The organism is Cytobacillus sp. GQ23 (assembly GCF_059758675.1).
On the sequence record NZ_JCAXER010000032.1, the window covers coordinates 40,122 to 56,464 of the forward strand.

19 protein-coding genes are annotated in these 16,343 nt (G+C 40.2%); 7 read left to right on the plus strand and 12 right to left on the minus strand.

Going from position 1 to position 16,343, the window contains the following annotated elements; all coding sequences use genetic code 11:
- The first annotated feature begins 16 nt into the window (after positions 1–16).
- Positions 17–925, plus strand: a complete 909-nt coding sequence (gene metA / locus AC6CHU_RS21965) for a homoserine O-acetyltransferase MetA (RefSeq protein WP_498122796.1) — start codon at positions 17–19, stop codon at positions 923–925.
- 99 nt (positions 926–1,024) lie between these two features.
- On the opposite strand, the gene AC6CHU_RS21970 is transcribed toward metA, so the two are convergent.
- Both AC6CHU_RS21970 and AC6CHU_RS21975 read right to left on the minus strand, forming a co-directional pair.
- A complete protein-coding gene (locus tag AC6CHU_RS21970; RefSeq protein WP_159864101.1) occupies positions 1,025–1,717 on the minus strand; it encodes an AIM24 family protein in 693 nt (230 codons plus the stop codon).
- A 7-nt stretch (positions 1,718–1,724) separates the two neighbouring features.
- Complete coding sequence (locus tag AC6CHU_RS21975; protein WP_159864104.1) at positions 1,725–2,417, minus strand: class I SAM-dependent methyltransferase; 693 nt, start codon at positions 2,415–2,417, stop codon at positions 1,725–1,727.
- A gap of 144 nt (positions 2,418–2,561) precedes the next feature.
- Here AC6CHU_RS21975 and AC6CHU_RS21980 point away from each other — a divergent pair, with 144 nt between their 5' ends.
- On the plus strand, positions 2,562–2,780 hold the full coding sequence (locus tag AC6CHU_RS21980) for a DUF3892 domain-containing protein (RefSeq protein WP_159864107.1): 219 nt from the start codon (positions 2,562–2,564) through the stop codon (positions 2,778–2,780).
- A 45-nt stretch (positions 2,781–2,825) separates the two neighbouring features.
- On the opposite strand, the gene mntR is transcribed toward AC6CHU_RS21980, so the two are convergent.
- The 4 genes from mntR to AC6CHU_RS22000 all read right to left on the minus strand — a co-directional run bounded on the left by mntR (position 2,826) and on the right by AC6CHU_RS22000 (position 9,126).
- A complete protein-coding gene (gene mntR / locus AC6CHU_RS21985; RefSeq protein ID WP_159864110.1) occupies positions 2,826–3,251 on the minus strand; it encodes a transcriptional regulator MntR in 426 nt (141 codons plus the stop codon).
- A gap of 186 nt (positions 3,252–3,437) precedes the next feature.
- Complete coding sequence (locus AC6CHU_RS21990) at positions 3,438–5,600, minus strand: DNA topoisomerase III (protein WP_159864113.1); 2,163 nt, start codon at positions 5,598–5,600, stop codon at positions 3,438–3,440.
- A 173-nt stretch (positions 5,601–5,773) separates the two neighbouring features.
- Positions 5,774–8,698, minus strand: coding sequence for a type I pullulanase (gene pulA / locus AC6CHU_RS21995; protein ID WP_251283608.1), 2,925 nt, complete (start codon positions 8,696–8,698; stop codon positions 5,774–5,776).
- 137 nt (positions 8,699–8,835) lie between these two features.
- Complete coding sequence (locus AC6CHU_RS22000; protein WP_159864116.1) at positions 8,836–9,126, minus strand: hypothetical protein; 291 nt, start codon at positions 9,124–9,126, stop codon at positions 8,836–8,838.
- 316 nt (positions 9,127–9,442) lie between these two features.
- Between AC6CHU_RS22000 and cspD the strand changes: the two genes are divergently transcribed.
- Entirely contained in the window at positions 9,443–9,643 is a 201-nt protein-coding gene (gene cspD, locus AC6CHU_RS22005) for a cold-shock protein CspD (RefSeq protein WP_009791749.1), read from the plus strand.
- Positions 9,644–9,912: 269 nt separating this feature from the next.
- Here cspD and AC6CHU_RS22010 read toward each other — a convergent pair whose 3' ends face one another.
- Positions 9,913–10,089 (minus strand): zinc-finger domain-containing protein, encoded by a 177-nt coding sequence (locus tag AC6CHU_RS22010; protein ID WP_159864119.1) that lies wholly within the window; start codon positions 10,087–10,089, stop codon positions 9,913–9,915.
- Between the two features lie 27 nt (positions 10,090–10,116).
- On the minus strand, positions 10,117–10,773 hold the full coding sequence (locus tag AC6CHU_RS22015; protein ID WP_159864122.1) for a ribonuclease H family protein: 657 nt from the start codon (positions 10,771–10,773) through the stop codon (positions 10,117–10,119).
- Between the two features lie 183 nt (positions 10,774–10,956).
- Between AC6CHU_RS22015 and AC6CHU_RS22020 the strand changes: the two genes are divergently transcribed.
- The 3 genes from AC6CHU_RS22020 to AC6CHU_RS22030 all read left to right on the plus strand — a co-directional run bounded on the left by AC6CHU_RS22020 (position 10,957) and on the right by AC6CHU_RS22030 (position 13,061).
- A complete protein-coding gene (locus AC6CHU_RS22020; RefSeq protein WP_159864125.1) occupies positions 10,957–11,634 on the plus strand; it encodes a queuosine precursor transporter in 678 nt (225 codons plus the stop codon).
- Positions 11,635–11,734: 100 nt separating this feature from the next.
- Entirely contained in the window at positions 11,735–12,148 is a 414-nt protein-coding gene (locus AC6CHU_RS22025) for a reverse transcriptase-like protein (RefSeq protein ID WP_159864128.1), read from the plus strand.
- On the plus strand, positions 12,141–13,061 hold the full coding sequence (locus AC6CHU_RS22030) for a DMT family transporter (RefSeq protein ID WP_159864131.1): 921 nt from the start codon (positions 12,141–12,143) through the stop codon (positions 13,059–13,061). Before AC6CHU_RS22025 ends, AC6CHU_RS22030 begins: the two co-directional genes overlap by 8 nt.
- A gap of 37 nt (positions 13,062–13,098) precedes the next feature.
- Here the strand turns inward: AC6CHU_RS22030 and AC6CHU_RS22035 are convergent, their stop codons facing one another.
- Together AC6CHU_RS22035 and AC6CHU_RS22040 are read right to left on the minus strand one after the other, a co-directional pair.
- Positions 13,099–13,362 carry a DUF6123 family protein gene (locus AC6CHU_RS22035; protein WP_159864133.1) on the minus strand — a complete coding sequence of 88 codons (264 nt, stop codon included), beginning with the start codon at positions 13,360–13,362 and terminating at the stop codon, positions 13,099–13,101.
- Between the two features lie 116 nt (positions 13,363–13,478).
- Positions 13,479–13,940 carry a divergent PAP2 family protein gene (locus tag AC6CHU_RS22040; protein ID WP_159864136.1) on the minus strand — a complete coding sequence of 154 codons (462 nt, stop codon included), beginning with the start codon at positions 13,938–13,940 and terminating at the stop codon, positions 13,479–13,481.
- A 224-nt stretch (positions 13,941–14,164) separates the two neighbouring features.
- Here AC6CHU_RS22040 and sspL point away from each other — a divergent pair, with 224 nt between their 5' ends.
- Positions 14,165–14,302, plus strand: coding sequence for a small, acid-soluble spore protein L (gene sspL, locus AC6CHU_RS22045; protein WP_026581140.1), 138 nt, complete (start codon positions 14,165–14,167; stop codon positions 14,300–14,302).
- A 381-nt stretch (positions 14,303–14,683) separates the two neighbouring features.
- On the opposite strand, the gene AC6CHU_RS22050 is transcribed toward sspL, so the two are convergent.
- Positions 14,684–15,574, minus strand: coding sequence for a 5'-3' exonuclease (locus tag AC6CHU_RS22050; protein ID WP_159864139.1), 891 nt, complete (start codon positions 15,572–15,574; stop codon positions 14,684–14,686).
- A gap of 79 nt (positions 15,575–15,653) precedes the next feature.
- Entirely contained in the window at positions 15,654–16,256 is a 603-nt protein-coding gene (locus AC6CHU_RS22055; RefSeq protein ID WP_159864142.1) for a hypothetical protein, read from the minus strand.
- Between the last annotated feature and the right edge of the window lie 87 nt (positions 16,257–16,343).

Consider the following 16,343-nt stretch of genomic DNA (forward strand, 5'->3'; position numbering starts at 1 on the left):
ACAGGGAGATGATCACTTGCCGATAAAAATTCCTAAGCTGCTTCCTGCCAGGGAGATCTTAGAGGAAGAGAATATATTTATCATGGATGAGGACCGTGCCAAACAGCAGGATATACGCCCATTAAATATCCTTATCCTGAATTTGATGCCTGAGAAAGAAAAAACAGAAGCCCATCTTTTAAGACTACTTGGAAATACGCCTTTACAGGTAAACATCTCATTTTTAAAAACTGCCACTCATCAATCAAAAAATACCAGTCCCATGCATCTCGAACAATTCTATACTGCGTTTGAGCAGGTTCGAAATAGAAAATTTGACGGGATGATTATAACCGGCGCTCCTGTAGAGCTTCTTAATTTTAATGAGGTTGACTATTGGGAGGAGCTGACTGCAATCATGGAGTGGACAAAAACAAATGTTACCTCCACCCTGCATATATGCTGGGGAGCACAGGCAGCATTATTCTATCACTTTGGGATCGGAAAATATGAGCTGCCTGAGAAATGTTCCGGTGTTTTTCTTCATGAAGTACATGACAGAAGGGAAAAACTGCTGAGGGGCTTTGACGATATCTTTTTTGCTCCGCATTCCAGAAATACAGATGTTTATGAGGAGCAGCTGCTGAAACATCGGGAAGTAAAGCTTCTGTCCTCTTCTGAGGAGGCTGGTCCTTTCATCATGAGCGCGAACGGCGGCAGACAAATTATGGTAACTGGCCATCTGGAATATGAAGCCTGCACACTCGCAGAAGAATATACAAGAGACAAAAGCAGAGGGCTGCAGGTTCCTATACCCAAACACTATTTTCCGAATGATAATCCTGACAGGAAACCTCATAATAAATGGCGCTCACATGCCCATTTAATGTTTTCTAATTGGCTGAACTACTATGTGTATCAGGAGACTCCTTACGAGTGGGATTGATAATCCAGCAAGCGGAATAACTTAATATGCAGTTAAAAACATGAAAAAGCCGGTTTTTTAATAAACCGGCTTTTCTTAGCAAAGCGCTTATGCTATTCCTTATGATTGCTGAGCATAATACACTTCTTCAAATGGCTGGACCACTACAAAGCCGCTGCCTGAAAACTTCATTTGTATCGACTCTCCACTCCCTCTTCCAAGGAACGTTTTAAAAGAGATATCTGTAACAAATTCCGGCTGCAGTGACCCTGACCAAGCAACTGTCGCATTCGGATCAGTATATACGGGGTTATCAGGAGTAACCAAAAGTGTCAGCGGCTCATAGTGGGAAGTAATAGCTACCATTCCCGTCCCTTCTAAATGGACATTGAACAAGCCTCCTGCCAGCATGCCTGCCATTCTCTTCATTAATTTAATATCCCAGCTGATGGAAGGCTCGAAAGCAAGGAGATCATTTCCATTTACAAAAATGGAATCCCCAGCCAGATTCAGAATTGAGATCTTTTTGCCCTGGTCTGCAAGGTATAGCTTTCCGTTGCCTGTTGCTTTCATTAAAGCGGTTCCCTCTCCGGTGAGTGCCTTTTTGAACATCTTTCCTAAGCCATGCTCGAGAATACCTTCGCGCTCAAACTTTATCTGGCCGCGGTAGGAGACCATTCCGCCCGCCTTAGCCCAAACCTGGCTGGTTAGATTAATTTCGAGCATCCTTGGTGTCTCCAGTTCAAAAAGCCCTTCACCTTTATCCTGCTGTTTCGTCTGGTTTACAAACTCTTCAATTGAATATCTGCTCATTCTTTTGTCATCCTTTCCTTTTTCTGCTTTCAAGCATAAAGATCCACATAAAAGATAATGATTGCTTTAACTCATCAGTCAGCGAGCCTTTTGAAAGCTGCTCTGATGCTTTTTTATATACGCCCAGTTCATCAATCTTTGACCATCCATTTTCATGTGCAAGCTGTTCAAATTCCCACGGCATCATGGTATTGCAAATAACTTCATCCTTATAAAGCCTGCGGTAGCTGTTAGCCCGCGGTGCGGCCGTGGGGCCAAGAATCCCTATACAAGCCCTTCCGCCCGGCTTAACAATTCGCCGAATTTCCTGTAAAACATCAAGCGGGCTCTCGGTCCATTCCAGTGAATTAATCGCAAGAACCGCATCAATTGCATTTTCCTCGAGCGAAAGCTCTGAAATGTCTTCCTTCCTGAAAACCGCATCCGTTTCAGCGTTTAATTTTTCAGCTTTATGTATCATCTCTTCTGAGACGTCAATCCCGGTAACCTTATAGCCAGCCAAAGCAAGCTTGTAGGAGCCGTAACCATCTCCGCACCCAAGATCACAAACAGCAGATTCTTTTTTGACATGTTTTTCGAAGAAGGAGATGATATCCTTTCGGCTTCCTTCCTCCCACATTGCCCTGCTCTTTGCATTCCATGATTCTGAATTTTTATCCCACAGCTTCTCTGCTTCTGCAGACCAATTGAAAGTACTCATTCTATCCCTCCGTCTAAGCATACGATTGTTTATAAAAAAAGTTCCCAATATTTTTAATTCGCTAAGATTCTCAAAAATACCTCTGATTATATAATGATAAAAACGTCAACAATATTGGTAGAAAATGAATAAGGAGCGTTTTGTATGAACGGCGAGCAGCTGACAGCAGTCTACCGTAACAATAGTGGTGAAATCATTTCATTCCAAACATCCGGAGGACGAATCATTTCTTATCGCAAAGCACTGATGGAGGCAGAACAAGGTATTATTGAAGGTATCCATATTTATGAAAGCGAAGATGGCTCTATACAGCTAAATCCTTCCGAAGCATCATCTTTTGATGATTTTCCAAGCCTCTATTAATTATTAGCCCTATATGAAAAAACCTGACTCAAAGCAGTCAGGTTTTTACTGTTCTTCTTCATTTTTACGCTGGATTTCCCTCAGCACTCCGATGCGGCTATCATCCTCCTCAAAAAATTGAACCAAGTCGCCCACCCGGTCGATGGCATCCCAGCTCAGATGATGTTCAATGCCTTCCACATCTTCATAAATATTTTCTTCTTTGACTCCAATAATACGCAGGAGCTGTTCTAAAAGTTCATGCCGGTATACAAGCCTCTTGCCGATTTTTTTCCCTTTTGGTGTTAATACAAGCCCTCTGTATTTTTCATATACAAGATACTCATCCTTATCAAGCTTCTGGACCATTTTTGTCACAGAAGATGGATGTACTGAGAGAGCCTCTGCAATATCAGAAACCCTTGCATAACCTTTGTCTTCAATTAACATATATATTTGTTCAATGTAATCTTCCATACTTGGTGTTGGCATTACGCAACCTCCTGCCACTTAGAAAAGCGCAGAGCGCCTGCCGATGGGCGCTCGGAGCTAGACAATCTATTTTAGAAAAGCGCAGAGCGCATGTTCATTTAATATCTCCATAAATAAATATAGGACTTAGACGATTTTACTACAGTTGGAAAATGGAGACAAGGAATTATGCTAAATCCGGTAAATTCAGGTTTTTTGCGGGAAAAGAAATTTGACTCTGTTTTCTTTTTGATCCCAGGATAATTTAGCTGAAAATGTTTTATCTTTTCCTTTGCTCGTAAATCCTTCAACTAATTCTGTTTCTCCGTCCTTTAATAGCTGTTTGAGCAGTTTTTGAGTCATTGTCTTACCCATAATGCTTTTGGAGATAGTGAAAGTGCATTTGGTCTTATTATAATTGGAACAGCCATAAAAGCTTCCCTTATCCACAACTTTACCATCACATAGCATGCATTTTCCCAGATTCGCTGACCTTTTTTGCTTGAATTTGCCGGGAGTGAATCCCTCTTTATCTTCTTCTGAGAATATCCACTTTCCTGCATGTTCAATAGAGGCAGAGATTAAATGCCCTACCATTTTATTGGTCTGCTCCATGAATTGTTTCGGGGATGCCTGACCATCTGAAATGTCCTTTAGCCGCTGTTCCCATTTTGCCGTCATTTCAGGAGAAGCAAGTATTTGTGTTCCTATTGCTTCTATAAGGATTTTTGCTTTTGAGTTTGCATATACAAGATTTTTCTTTATATCGATGTATTTGCGCTCCTTCAGCATTGTAATGATTCCCGCTCTTGTGGCTTCTGTTCCCAGGCCTTCTGTCTTCATCAGAACCTTCTCAAGTTCCTTATCCTCAATATGCTTCCCCGCCGATTTCATTAGTGTAATCAGCTGGCCTTCAGTATACCTTTTAGGCGGCTGGGTTTTGCTTTCTTTTACATCAGCCTTCAACACTGTTCCCTGATCGCCAGCCTGCAGTAAAGGCAGTGCCGGATCCTTTTCCTTCTCCTGCTGAGGAATCACTTTTCGCCAGCCTTCCTCAAGCTGGACTTTCCCCTTGGATAGAAACAATGCTCTTCCATCCACAAGAGTCTTAATCGTTGTATATTCTGATACAGCTTTTCCATAATGAGCAGCGATTAAGCTCCTCACGACCAGATCATAGAGAATTTTTTCTTCCGAAGATAATCTTCCCAGGTCCGGCACCTGTTCCGTCGGAATGATGGCATAGTGATCAGTTACCTTCTTGTCATTCACATACCGTTTATTCTGCAAAATCGAGCTTATAGGCAAAGGGAAAAATTCCTTATACTCCTCTTTTGCTTCCATTTTTCTGAGGATTTCCGGAAACATTTCAGCTTCTCCTGCGGTTACATGACGGGAGTCTGAACGAGGATATGAAACGATTCCTTTTTGATAAAGCTTTTGCAGAACATCCAGTGTTTTTTTAGGAGGGAATTTGAACCTGCGGTTGGCTTCTGCCTGCAATGCCGAAAGATTATACAGCATAGGCGGAAGGAATTCTTTTTTTTCAGCCTGCACATCTTCTACCTTTGCATCTTTATCTCTGCAAAATGCCGCAATCTTTTCGGCAAGCTCTTTAGTCTTAATTCTGGCCTCTCCATCTTTTTCCCACTTACCGGTATATTTTTTCCCGTTTACTTTAAATTGTGCGTTTACCTCCCAAAAAGGTTCGGAAACAAAGTTCTGAATTTCATTTTCTCTTTTTACGATTAAAGCAAGTGTGGGTGTCTGAACCCTTCCTACTGAAAAAACATCCGAGAAACCTTTCTGCTGCAGAAGAAGACTGTATAAACGCGAAGCATTCATCCCAACGACCCAGTCGGCACATGCTCTCGTATAGGCTTCATAGTATAAATTTCTTGTGTCGCTTTCATCCAGCAGGGCGAGAAAACCTTCCTTTATGGCTTTTGGAGTCAAAGAAGAGATCCATAGCCTTTTCATAGGAACTCTAGATCCGGTAAGCCTTAGTATGTTCCGGATAATAAGCTCTCCTTCTCTCCCTGCATCCCCTGCATGGATAATTTCTGTTAAATCGGGATTAGAAGCAAGCTGTTTGATTATATTAAATTGCTTTGCTTTATCCTTTGTCACTTCATATTGAAATTGCTCTGGAATGATTGGCAATGTGTCCAAAGACCATTTTTTCCAATCCTTTTTATATTTTTCAGGGGCAGACAGCTGGCATAGGTGGCCTATAGCCCAGGTAACATGAGCCCCCTGGGGGAATATATCATTTGGAAAGATTTCAATATATCCCTGGTGTTTCTTCATTTTAAAAATAGAAGCCAGCGTCATACCCTGATCGGGTTTTTCCGCGATAATCAGTTTCATACTTTAGCTCCCTTTGTGTTGTAAGAACAAAATATAGATATCTATTTTAATATTAACCTAAAAATTTAGCAAAGGGAGTTAAAATACCATTATAGATATGAAATTTTAAAAAACACTTGTGTTCCAATATGCAAACAAAAGAAGAACCCTCTGACAGGATTCTCCTCTGCTTTTTATCTTTTCAGAATAAAACTTGTTTGTGCCGGTACTTCAATTGTTTTTGACTGATATATCTTTAAGGTTCCTAACCCAGCCTGCTTTCCGTCTGCAAGCAAATGCCAAGGGCTATTGGCTGGAAGTGATATCTTGACTGGTTCTGTATTTGCATTATGGATTACTACAATCTCTTTGGCTCTATCTTTTAGGCCTTTAGCATCCAGTCTGTATGCAACTGTATTATCTGGAGCATCAATAAATTCAAGCTTTGACTGAATATCCTCTGCTGTAGTCATTCTGAAGGATTTATAGTGCTTTCTCAGCTTTATCAAACCTTTGAAGTAGTCTACTTCCCTGCTGAATTCAGTTCGGCGGTCCCAGTCTAACTGATTGACACTATCAGGGGATTTATAGCTGTTGTGATCCCCATATTTTGTCCGCATGAATTCCTGGCCGGCATGAACAAAGCTGACACCCTGGGATGTCAAAATGATGGAAGAAGCCAGCTTATGCATTTTCTTTTTGGATTCTTCTGATGCATCCGGATTGGTCAGTTCAAGCTTATCCCAAAGAGTATGGTTGTCATGGGCCTCAGCATATGTCACCACCTGTTCAGGATCCTTGTATGTGGCCATTGTGGCCGGATACTCCAATCCTGCTGCAATTCCTTGCTGAACAAAGCTTTCCAAGCCTTGCTTGCCATTTACAAAACCTTTATCCCGTTCATCAAACACACTGCCTTTTAAACCATCCCGGATGCCATCATTGAAATGGCCTATACCAGGCATATCTTCGGCATTTTTCTGATTGGCTTTTCTTTCTGCAGCCAGTGGTGTGTTTAAATCCCAGCCTTCTCCAATCATAATGATAGAAGGATCAATTTTATTCAATGCCTTTCTTACTTTATTCATAGTTTGAGTGTCATGAATCCCCATCAAGTCAAAGCGGAATCCGTCAAGATTATATTCTTCAGCCCAATAGGCAACAGAGTCGATAATAAATTTCTGAACCATTTTCCTTTCTGAAGCTGTATCATTGCCTACCCCTGTGCCATTGGCAAGTGTTCCATCTTCGTTATAGCGGAAAAAGTAGCCTGGTACAAGCTTGTGGAAACTGGATTCATTTACTGCAAAAACATGATTATATACAACATCCATTACAACCCTCAGCTGCTCATTATGGTATTCCTGAATCATTGTCTTCAATTCTGTAATTCTTGCAGATGGATTATATGGATCAGTAGAATACGAACCTTCCGGCACATTATAGTTTTTAGGATCATAGCCCCAGTTATACTGTGGCTGGTCCAGTTTTGTTTCATCAACTGTCCGGTAGTCATAAACCGGAAGAAACTGAACATGTGTGACTCCAAGATCTTTTATATGATTTAAACCTGTTTTTTCTCCTGTAGAATTTGTGGTGCCTTTCTCAGCAGCCCCAAGATACTTCCCCTTATGCTTTATGCCGCTGTCCTCGTGAATGGAAAGGTCCCGGACATGAACTTCATAGATAATAGAGTCCTCTGGATTCTTTAACTTTGGCTTCTGTTTATTCCACTTTTTAGGATCGGTTGAATCCATGTCCATTACTACGCCCCTGTCGCCATTTACCGTTACAGCCCGCACATAAGGATCGGTGGCTTCTGTCCATTCTTCTCCAATTTTGACTCTATAATTGTAAATCAGCCCATTTTGATCTCCTTTAAGAATTGTTGACCAGGTGCCTTTTTCACCTCTTTCAAGAGAAATTTCTTCGGCGGTCTGATCATTCCAGCTGTCATAAAGCACTATCGATGCTTCACTTGCTGTAGGGGCCCAAACCCTAAAGGCGGTGTGTTTTTTAGTATACTGATTCCCCAGCTTTCCATCATAATAGAAAGCATCATCAAATTCCTCCGATCTGACAATATTCCCGATCTTCACCACTGCCTCTCCAAATGAAACTGCAGAGATTTTATATGATTGCCTGAAATCCAATTTATCTTCCGTTATTACTCTTACTTTATTTGTAAAATCCTTTTCCTCATCCCCGTCAAAAGGGACCACTTCTTTAATTTTGGCATTGTCAATTTTAATTATGGATTCCCAAGCTCTCCATTCGAATGGAAAATTAGTTTCAAGTGTAATTTGATTAAAGGTATCCATAGAAGCATTCACAATTTTAGGATCTTTTTCAATATAAGCTGGATTGTAATAAATTCTTTCTGTTCCCTGAACAATCCATACTTCTGCATTCCCCATATCATCAAACTTTGTAATAAAGCGATCACCAAACTCCTTAACGGCCCAATCATCTCCTTGCATGCTCTTCCTGACTATAAATCCAGCCTTTGTCATACCTTCCGGGTTTTCAAGTTCAAATTCAGCAACTTTCCCAAAATCATCTTCTGCTGTAAAATCAATTCTTTTTCCACCCTTGCCTTCAGGCCACGTCCATAAATTCCAGCCTTCATAATTTCCGTCATATCTAAAATAGTGGAGTTTTACCTTCACACGTTCGAATGCCGGAAAGTCCCTGTACTCACCATCAGGCGGTGATGTATATGTATGTTCATCGCCTGCTTTCACCCATACTTCATCATAGCCGCTCTTTATATTGATGAATCGGTCCCCTCCATCTTTCTCCCAGCTGTCAGTGCGGACTATAAAACCAACTTCATCATGGATACCTTCAAGCACAACTTCTGCAATAAGTCCAAACTCATCATCACCAGTAAATTCAAAAACCTGTCCCTCGCCATCTTTAGGCCAAACCCACAAATTCCAATCCTTTGTTCCGCCATCTTCAGGCTGATAATGGATGGTGACTGTTGTAGTCTGACCTGCTCCATGTGTCTTTTTCTCAGCTGATGCAATCGTTTGCATTAATGGTGATAAAAAATTAGATGCAGCAAATATTATAGCTGCGGCCAGAAAAATCAACTGTTTAAACGCTTTCAACATTATTCCTCCTTTATGAGTTATTAGAAGATTCTATCAACTATATATTAATCTATAGAGGAAATCGTTTGCATAAGGCGGAAGCCCCTGAGATCTTTTACCTATTAAACCTGTTCATAAAAAAAATCGGCTTTTGCCGATCAGTCTTTTAAATAGCGTTTTAATGTAAGGTTCTTTTGAATGTACCATTTATCTTCTGCAACAATGTTTGAGACGGTCAATATCAGAGATGGTATTTTCTCGACATTAAAAACAATAATGCCTAATTGGTCATTCATGATGATAAAAGACTCTCCATGCGTGTAATGCGGGAGATCCTTGCCAAGCTGCAGGATGGAACTGATGATGGCCTGCTTCTCTTCTGCTTCAATCTGGATGTTGGGTGAAAACCTCAAGATCCAATCCTGATCCTCAATCGAAAACCGGTACATTCCCCTCACCCTTTGAAAACAAGATAATTAATAATTCATATGAGAAAAACGATAATTTATGTTATCAGATCTCAGTAAAAACCAAGTATTTCCCTTCCCAATAAATAAAAGTAGAAATATTTAAAATATTTTATTGTTTTTTGTAAAAATGGTGTTCAATTCCTTGACTGAAAGTGCCCATTCGTGTATATTATAATCATCATTTAACAGAATATATTTCCGTTATTAGATAAAAATATCTGTTATGTTTTGTTAGGTGGTAATATTCATCTAAGGCACATGATGTGTCTTGACAGGCTTAGGAGGAAATGTAAACATGCAAAACGGTAAAGTAAAATGGTTCAACAATGAAAAAGGTTTCGGTTTCATCGAAGTTGAAGGCGGAGACGATGTTTTCGTACACTTCACAGCTATCCAAGGCGATGGTTTCAAATCTTTAGAAGAAGGCCAAGAAGTTTCTTTTGAAATCGTTGAAGGAAACCGCGGACCTCAAGCTGCAAACGTTGTAAAACTATAATTCAAATATAACGATAATAAGGCTGGCATCTGCCAGCCTTTTATTTTGTCCAGCATTTATCGCAGTCTAACGGGCAGTAAGACCCCCACATCAAGACTCAGATGATTCAATGGAAGATAAGCGGAAATCAAAGCCCGTAAAGGCTCGAAAGAAGGAAAAGGACTTAAAAACGCCACATCCCGCGGCAACGTCTTTGTGCCCCGCTTCCTGTGGGCCTCATCTAACAATCAGCAGAGAGAAAAACACTCCCCACTTATTGAAGTTTCAATTTATGAAAGCTTGCACCCAATTGATTTAATTTTCTCACCGACTGTACACTCTGTAATGCAAAATCGATGAGCATACCTTCGCCCTTTTTCATCTTTATGATGTTTATGAAGGAAGCAGTCTTTGCAATAACTTGTCATCAGCTCCTCCACTTCATTGATAATTTCCTTTCTGCTCAAAACGGTTCACGCCTTCCTTAATTCCATTTATATGATCTGCATTTTGCTGTTAATAACCTTCCCTTGCAGCGCCTGGCTTGCCAGCTTATCCGCTTCTTTATTTTCATTGCGCGGAATGGGTTTATATCTTGGCAGTATGCTCAGCTTTTTTATCTTTTCTTCTATTCGGTCGAGCCAGCGATTTAAATTCTCTTCATAACACGGCCATTCACCTTCAAGCTGTTTTAATACCACCTGGGAATCACCCTTAAATTCACAAGTCATATGATGAACGCCCATTTCTTCAAGCAGGTTTAGGGTATAATATATAGCTGCATATTCTGCCTCATTATTATTATCCATCTCATCAAAGAGCTCATTTGCCCTGACACGATACTTCTTTTTGCCCTGTTTAAAATAAATGACCGCACCGAGTCCGGCCTGGCTGGTATCTTTATTAAAGCCGCCATCAAAAAATACGGTAATATCATGAGGGTCCTCTTCCACTTCCATGAGGAGCTTTTTCATTTCTTTTGTGCTCCAGGAAGTTCCTGCTTCATCATAATAAAAGATCTCTTTGCCCTTTCCCGACTTTTCGATATCTTCTCCAGCCTGCAATGCAGATTCACCATCGATCCAGTCTGAAGTAAATAAAATATCCCCGGTTCCTTTAAGTTTATATTTCCATTCTAATTTATATTTCATTTAGGTCAGCCTTTCTGTACTTTATTAGCTGGTCATCATTATTAGAACTGTTTGCAATAGTTGAATTTATTATACTTTCCTTTGTTATTACTAAATGAGTATATTTCAAGGTATAATGGTCAATGACATTTTTATATCATGCGGTTCGAAAACTCCCGCATTAACAAAACTAGGAGGAATTTGATGTTCAATGAATGGTTTGGATTGCTTTTTGCAATTATTAATTTCACCTTAGTATTGGCGATGTACCGCCTGTTTGGAAAGACTGGTCTATTCGTGTGGATCGGGTTCTCCACTGTCATGGCCAATCTTCAAGTGGTAAAAACCATTGAAATGTTCGGCCTGACCGCCACTTTAGGCAACGCTATGTATGGTACAGCTTTTCTGGTTACAGATATCTTAAATGAAAAGTACGGAAGAGATGAAGCAAAAAAAGCTGTATGGCTTGGTTTCTTTACTCTTCTATCCATGACTCTTATCATGCAGATGGTATTATTATTCAAACCGCATGAAACTGATTTTGCTCAAGGAGCCCTCAGCACTCTTTTTTCGGTTCTGCCGCGGATTGCTGCAGGAAGTCTCGCTGCCTATTTAGTCAGCCAATTTACAGATGTTTATATTTTTACCTATTTAAGAAAGAAATTTCCAAAAGACGGTCAATTTTGGATCAGGAATAATGGCAGCACTATGATCAGCCAGCTCTTGGATACACTTGTATTTACAAGTATCGCTTTTCTCGGCGTGTTTCCCATTGAAGATTGGGTTCAAATTTTCTTCACAACTTACTTGCTGAAATTTATAGTAGCCATACTTGATACCCCGTTTGGCTATATTGCTAAACGTTTTCCAGTAAGAGATTAGGATGCCATACAGGTATCCTTTTTCTGCAGTATCAGCTATTTTTGTGATAAACTACATTTAGTTTACCCTATTATAGTGTTAAAAACAGGAGGCAACATAATTGATTGAAGTATATATCGATGGAGCAAGTGCGGGAAATCCGGGTCCCAGCGGTGCTGGCATATTTATTAAAAATAATGGCCAGGTTGAACGCTTTTCCATTGCTTTGGGCTATATGGAAAATCACGAAGCAGAATACCGTGCATTTATTCATGCACTAAAAATATGCATTGATAAGGGCTATAAAAACGTATCGTTCCGAACGGATTCACAGCTTGTTAACCGTGCTGTTGAAAAAGAATATGTAAAAAATAAAAAGTTTGCCCCACTGCTTGAAGAAGCTTTGAAGCTTACTGGGAAGTTCGATTTATTTTTTATGAAGTGGGTGCCGAGCACAGAAAACAAGGCAGCGGATGAATTGGCCAGAGCTGCCATTCACAAAAACAAAGTGAAGGGCCAGGATGATAATGAATAGATCAGTACTATTTGCGGATGTAAGCCTTTTGCTGGTGGCCTTTGTGTGGGGAACCACCTTTGTGCTTGTACAAAACGCTATTGCTTTTCTTGAGCCATTCTCATTTAATGGTGCCCGCTTCTTTCTGGCCGCTTTAATTCTGGGCGGATGGCTGGTTATTTTCGAAAGAAAACAAGTAAAGCAATTAGATAAAAGTCTTTTATTATCAGGAGTTATTATGGGCTTGTTCCTATTTATAGGCTATGCCTTCCAGACAATCGGACTGCTTTACACAACATCTTCAAAAGCCGGCTTCATTACGGGGTTAAGTGTAGTAATGGTTCCTGTCTTTTCTTTAATGCTTCTAAAAATCAAGCCGGGATTCAATGCTATTATCGGTGTTTCAATTGCGACCGCAGGATTGTATTTGCTTACCATGACCGATAAAGCCTCACTGAATATCGGTGATGCCTATGTATTAATCTGTGCTGTCGGTTTTGCCCTCCATATTATCTTTACAGGTAAATACAGCAGCAAATATCCTGCCCTGCTATTAACGGTTATTCAAGTAAGTACCGTGGCCCTATTATCAGTCATATTTGCTTTCATCACAGAAAACTGGCAGCAGGCATTGGAAACAGAGGTTTTATTCAAGGTCAATGTAGTTACTGCCCTTATTGTAACTTCACTTTTTGCAACTGCTATTGCATTTTTTGCACAGACCGCATTTCAAAAATACACAACACCGACAAGAGTTGCTCTGATTTTCGCCATGGAGCCTGTTTTTGCAGCGGCTGCAGGATTTTTGTGGGCGAATGAAAGACTTTCTTATAGTGCCCTTGCCGGCTGTCTGCTTATTTTTGCCGGCATGATTTTTGCAGAGATACCCTCTAAGAAAACGTTTTTACCTTTCAGAAAAAAGGAAGCTTCGTAATCTAAAAAAGGCGTGATCTACTAACAGACACGCCTTTTTATATGATTGCTTTTTCTTTTACAAATTTTATTGCTTCCCGCCTGCTGGTAATATTCTTTGAAACCATGGTTTCCAGTAAAGAAACGTAGAAGCTTCCGTCAAATGATTTCTGTGCTTTTAATGTCAGCTCTATTGCTGCATTGGCCAGCTCGTCAGAAGCATTAGTATAATGTTTGCCAAAGTAAATGAAGCCAATTGCGTCATCCCTGAATCGGAAACCTTTACTTTGCAAAAAATGCAAATATTCTTCAACTGTCTTCATTGTACTTACCCTCTTCCCCTGCTCCTCCTGTATTCTCTTAAATCTTAACTGATTTTTCGACAATTATCTACCTTTTTTCGGCATGAAGCAGGGGCTTAGTAAGCTCTAATAAGCAGCTATTTCTTCTTAGTAAGAAGGTATCCGAGAGTTCCGGTTAATACACCGAGGAGTGCTCCCCCTAAAACTTCAGCAGGCTGATGGCCAAGCATTTCCTTCAGTTTTTTTGGACCTTCCTCCTCAAATTTTACTGTTTCATCCTTATGAATTTTATCAACCAGTTCACCAAGGCTGTTTACCTTCAAGGTAAGCTCTCCTGTCTGGCGCCTGATTCCCTGGGCATCATACATAACGATCAGGCCGTAAACCAGTGATAATGCAAAATCAACGGTCGGTACCCCACGCTTTAAAGCAATAAACGTGGTTAAAGACGATACGCCTGCCGAATGGGAACTTGGCATGCCTCCAGTCTGGAAAAATAAATCAGGACGGAATTCTCCCTTTTTCACATAGTGGATCGGAATTTTCAGGCCCTGTGCAAGCCCTATGCTTAAAAGAGCGATATAAACTCCCTTATTCATTACATCTCACCTCTACTTTAGTGTTAAGTATGCAGACTTTTATTATTCCTCCAACAAGCCTAATTAGGCTTTGATTCATGGTGTATTTATAGCCAAAACTGATGAAAAATTCACGGCATCAGTTTCTCTAAATTGTACCCTGCATGAATATGATTAAAACCCGGAGACATTAACAATAATAAGCTTATCAATAGAAGTATTGCTGTCTGGGGGAGGTGAAACAGATGAGTAAAAACGGACATACAAACAGAGGAAAAAAGGCACCTGGCGTAAACCCTCAAGGATACGGGCAGGATGCTGAATTTGCAGAAGAGCCTAAAAGCAAGCTGGAGAATGCAGCAAAAAAGAAGAATACGAAATAATATTAAAATGGCCGCCATTGGCGGCTTTTTAAGTTTGTTTGTCAAAGCAGGCCTGGCGGAGATGAACACAGGATGAATTTTTGGCGCGGTTCTCTTCCTTTTGCCGAGGGCTTATATGCGGGTTTATCCTGGTAATGCGAGTCATTATCTATGGGCTCAGTTTTCGTTATGTCTGAGATGATATTCAAAGGCTCTTTTCTAAAAGATTGTTGTTTTTGTTTATGAAGTCAGCCCATTGATTTCCGCTCCAGGCGCGGGGAGGAATGTGAGGCTCCGCTCCAATCAACTCAGCAGATTAAACTGGCTTTTTGAGAAAGCAACAAACTTTACGAAAACAGCCTATTCAAAATAAAAACCCCAGGCAGAAGCCTGGAGATTGTATTATGCATATTCCTTTTTAACATCCAGAAATCTGTGAAGGCCGCGGAACTCAACTTCAGTGAATTTCTCAATAACTTTTTCCCGATTCATTTTAAATTGGGCCAGATCGAGAGGACATTCAACAGGTACATCGCATTTTATTTCGGCGAGCTGTCTGCTCAAGTGGAGCATTTCAAGATCCTGTTCAATCTTGGCACGCTGTCCTTTTGTGAGCTGTTCCAGATTTTCTAATACGCCCTCAATATGCTCAAATTGCTGCAGCAGCTTAAGCGCTGTTTTTTCACCAATTCCTTTTACTCCCGGGTAATTATCACTTGTATCCCCCATGAAGGCTTTCAGGTCTATCATCTGTTTAGGTGTGATTCCTTTTTCTTCATAAAAAGTTTCCGTCGTATGCACAAGGTAATTTCCGTAGCCTTTTTGCAGTAAAATGACCGAAATATTATCATCCAGAAGCTGCAGCATATCCTGATCTCCTGTAAGGATCAGCACATCTGCTTCCTGGCTTGCTTTTTTCGCAATGGTGCCGATGCAATCATCAGCTTCAAACCCTTCAAGACCAATATTAGGTACATCGAAGGCGTCCACTACTTCTTTAACAAGATCGAATTGAGGCACCAGTTCAATTGGAGCTTCGGGACGGTTGGCTTTATAAGCACCAAACATTTCCGTGCGGAAGGTTTTGCTGCCCATATCCCAGCATACTGCCACATGTGACGGATTAAAGGAAGAAACAGCGGTTAAAAAGTGTTTAACAAAACCGTAAACTCCATTTGTAGGAATTCCTTTTGAATTTATCATAAATTGACCTGATATTGCTGTCGCAAAATAGGCTCTGAACAGCAGCGCCATTCCATCAACCAGCAGCAGTGAAGGTTTATTTTCGTTCATGTCTCCGCCTCCCAATTATAATCATAACAACTATTATAACATGGGAAACTCTCCATTTCTCTTGAAAAGTTTAACAGAATCAGTCTGTTTCCCTGATCAATTCCACTCCATGCTCTTCAAGCTCATAGTAAGCCGCTATTCTTGCTTTGCGGATATTATCATTTAGCTGAAAGGAATATTCAATCCCATCGTTAAAAGTAAAAATTAATTCATCATCAGACATAACACCCATCTTATTTATAACCGTCTGCCTTGCCTGCTGAATTTCGGACCACTCATAATGCTTCTCCTGCAAACTGAATAATGTATTAAAATGCACACCATTTTTATCAATATAGTGATAATAATCAAAACTTAAAATCGCTGTAAGAAGTGAAAATAAAAATCCTGCTCCCGCAAAAACCTTTCCAAACCAGCCGAATTTTTCTGCGCTCTTCAGCCAGACTCCCAATATGATAAAAACACCTACTGCCGCTAATCCAACACTAAATGTCAAATAAGCTGATTTTGGCGCTTCAAACACCCAAGTTCCTTCAGGTCTATAAAACTGAGCCTGAAATGGAGAAAGTAAAAATATTGGAATAAAGATTGCAGATAATATCAGGATGATTCCCATTGTAACCAATATTTGTGTTATATCGGTTTTTTGTTTTTTGGTAATGGTGTAGCCCGAAGTATTCATATTTCCCCTCCACATCAAAAATCGATCGAACATTTTAAATTATATAATAATTTATACAGTAAAAAAATCCCTTTTTTTAAAGGGATT

What these genes read in the sequence shown, in the direction of transcription:
- sspL (WP_026581140.1), top strand. Translation starts at nt 14,165, where the DNA reads ATGAGTAAAAACGGACATACAAACAGAGGAAAAAAGGCACCTGGCGTA.
- AC6CHU_RS22030 (WP_159864131.1), top strand. Translation starts at nt 12,141, where the DNA reads ATGAATAGATCAGTACTATTTGCGGATGTAAGCCTTTTGCTGGTGGCC.
- pulA (WP_251283608.1), bottom strand. Translation starts at nt 8,698, where the DNA reads ATGTTGAAAGCGTTTAAACAGTTGATTTTTCTGGCCGCAGCTATAATA.
- cspD (WP_009791749.1), top strand. Translation starts at nt 9,443, where the DNA reads ATGCAAAACGGTAAAGTAAAATGGTTCAACAATGAAAAAGGTTTCGGT.
- AC6CHU_RS22020 (WP_159864125.1), top strand. Translation starts at nt 10,957, where the DNA reads ATGTTCAATGAATGGTTTGGATTGCTTTTTGCAATTATTAATTTCACC.
- AC6CHU_RS21980 (WP_159864107.1), top strand. Translation starts at nt 2,562, where the DNA reads ATGAACGGCGAGCAGCTGACAGCAGTCTACCGTAACAATAGTGGTGAA.
- AC6CHU_RS21990 (WP_159864113.1), bottom strand. Translation starts at nt 5,600, where the DNA reads ATGAAACTGATTATCGCGGAAAAACCCGATCAGGGTATGACGCTGGCT.
- AC6CHU_RS22050 (WP_159864139.1), bottom strand. Translation starts at nt 15,574, where the DNA reads ATGAACGAAAATAAACCTTCACTGCTGCTGGTTGATGGAATGGCGCTG.
- AC6CHU_RS22055 (WP_159864142.1), bottom strand. Translation starts at nt 16,256, where the DNA reads ATGAATACTTCGGGCTACACCATTACCAAAAAACAAAAAACCGATATA.
- AC6CHU_RS22015 (WP_159864122.1), bottom strand. Translation starts at nt 10,773, where the DNA reads ATGAAATATAAATTAGAATGGAAATATAAACTTAAAGGAACCGGGGAT.
- AC6CHU_RS22040 (WP_159864136.1), bottom strand. Translation starts at nt 13,940, where the DNA reads ATGAATAAGGGAGTTTATATCGCTCTTTTAAGCATAGGGCTTGCACAG.
- AC6CHU_RS21975 (WP_159864104.1), bottom strand. Translation starts at nt 2,417, where the DNA reads ATGAGTACTTTCAATTGGTCTGCAGAAGCAGAGAAGCTGTGGGATAAA.
- AC6CHU_RS21970 (WP_159864101.1), bottom strand. Translation starts at nt 1,717, where the DNA reads ATGAGCAGATATTCAATTGAAGAGTTTGTAAACCAGACGAAACAGCAG.
- AC6CHU_RS22035 (WP_159864133.1), bottom strand. Translation starts at nt 13,362, where the DNA reads ATGAAGACAGTTGAAGAATATTTGCATTTTTTGCAAAGTAAAGGTTTC.
- AC6CHU_RS22000 (WP_159864116.1), bottom strand. Translation starts at nt 9,126, where the DNA reads ATGTACCGGTTTTCGATTGAGGATCAGGATTGGATCTTGAGGTTTTCA.
- mntR (WP_159864110.1), bottom strand. Translation starts at nt 3,251, where the DNA reads ATGCCAACACCAAGTATGGAAGATTACATTGAACAAATATATATGTTA.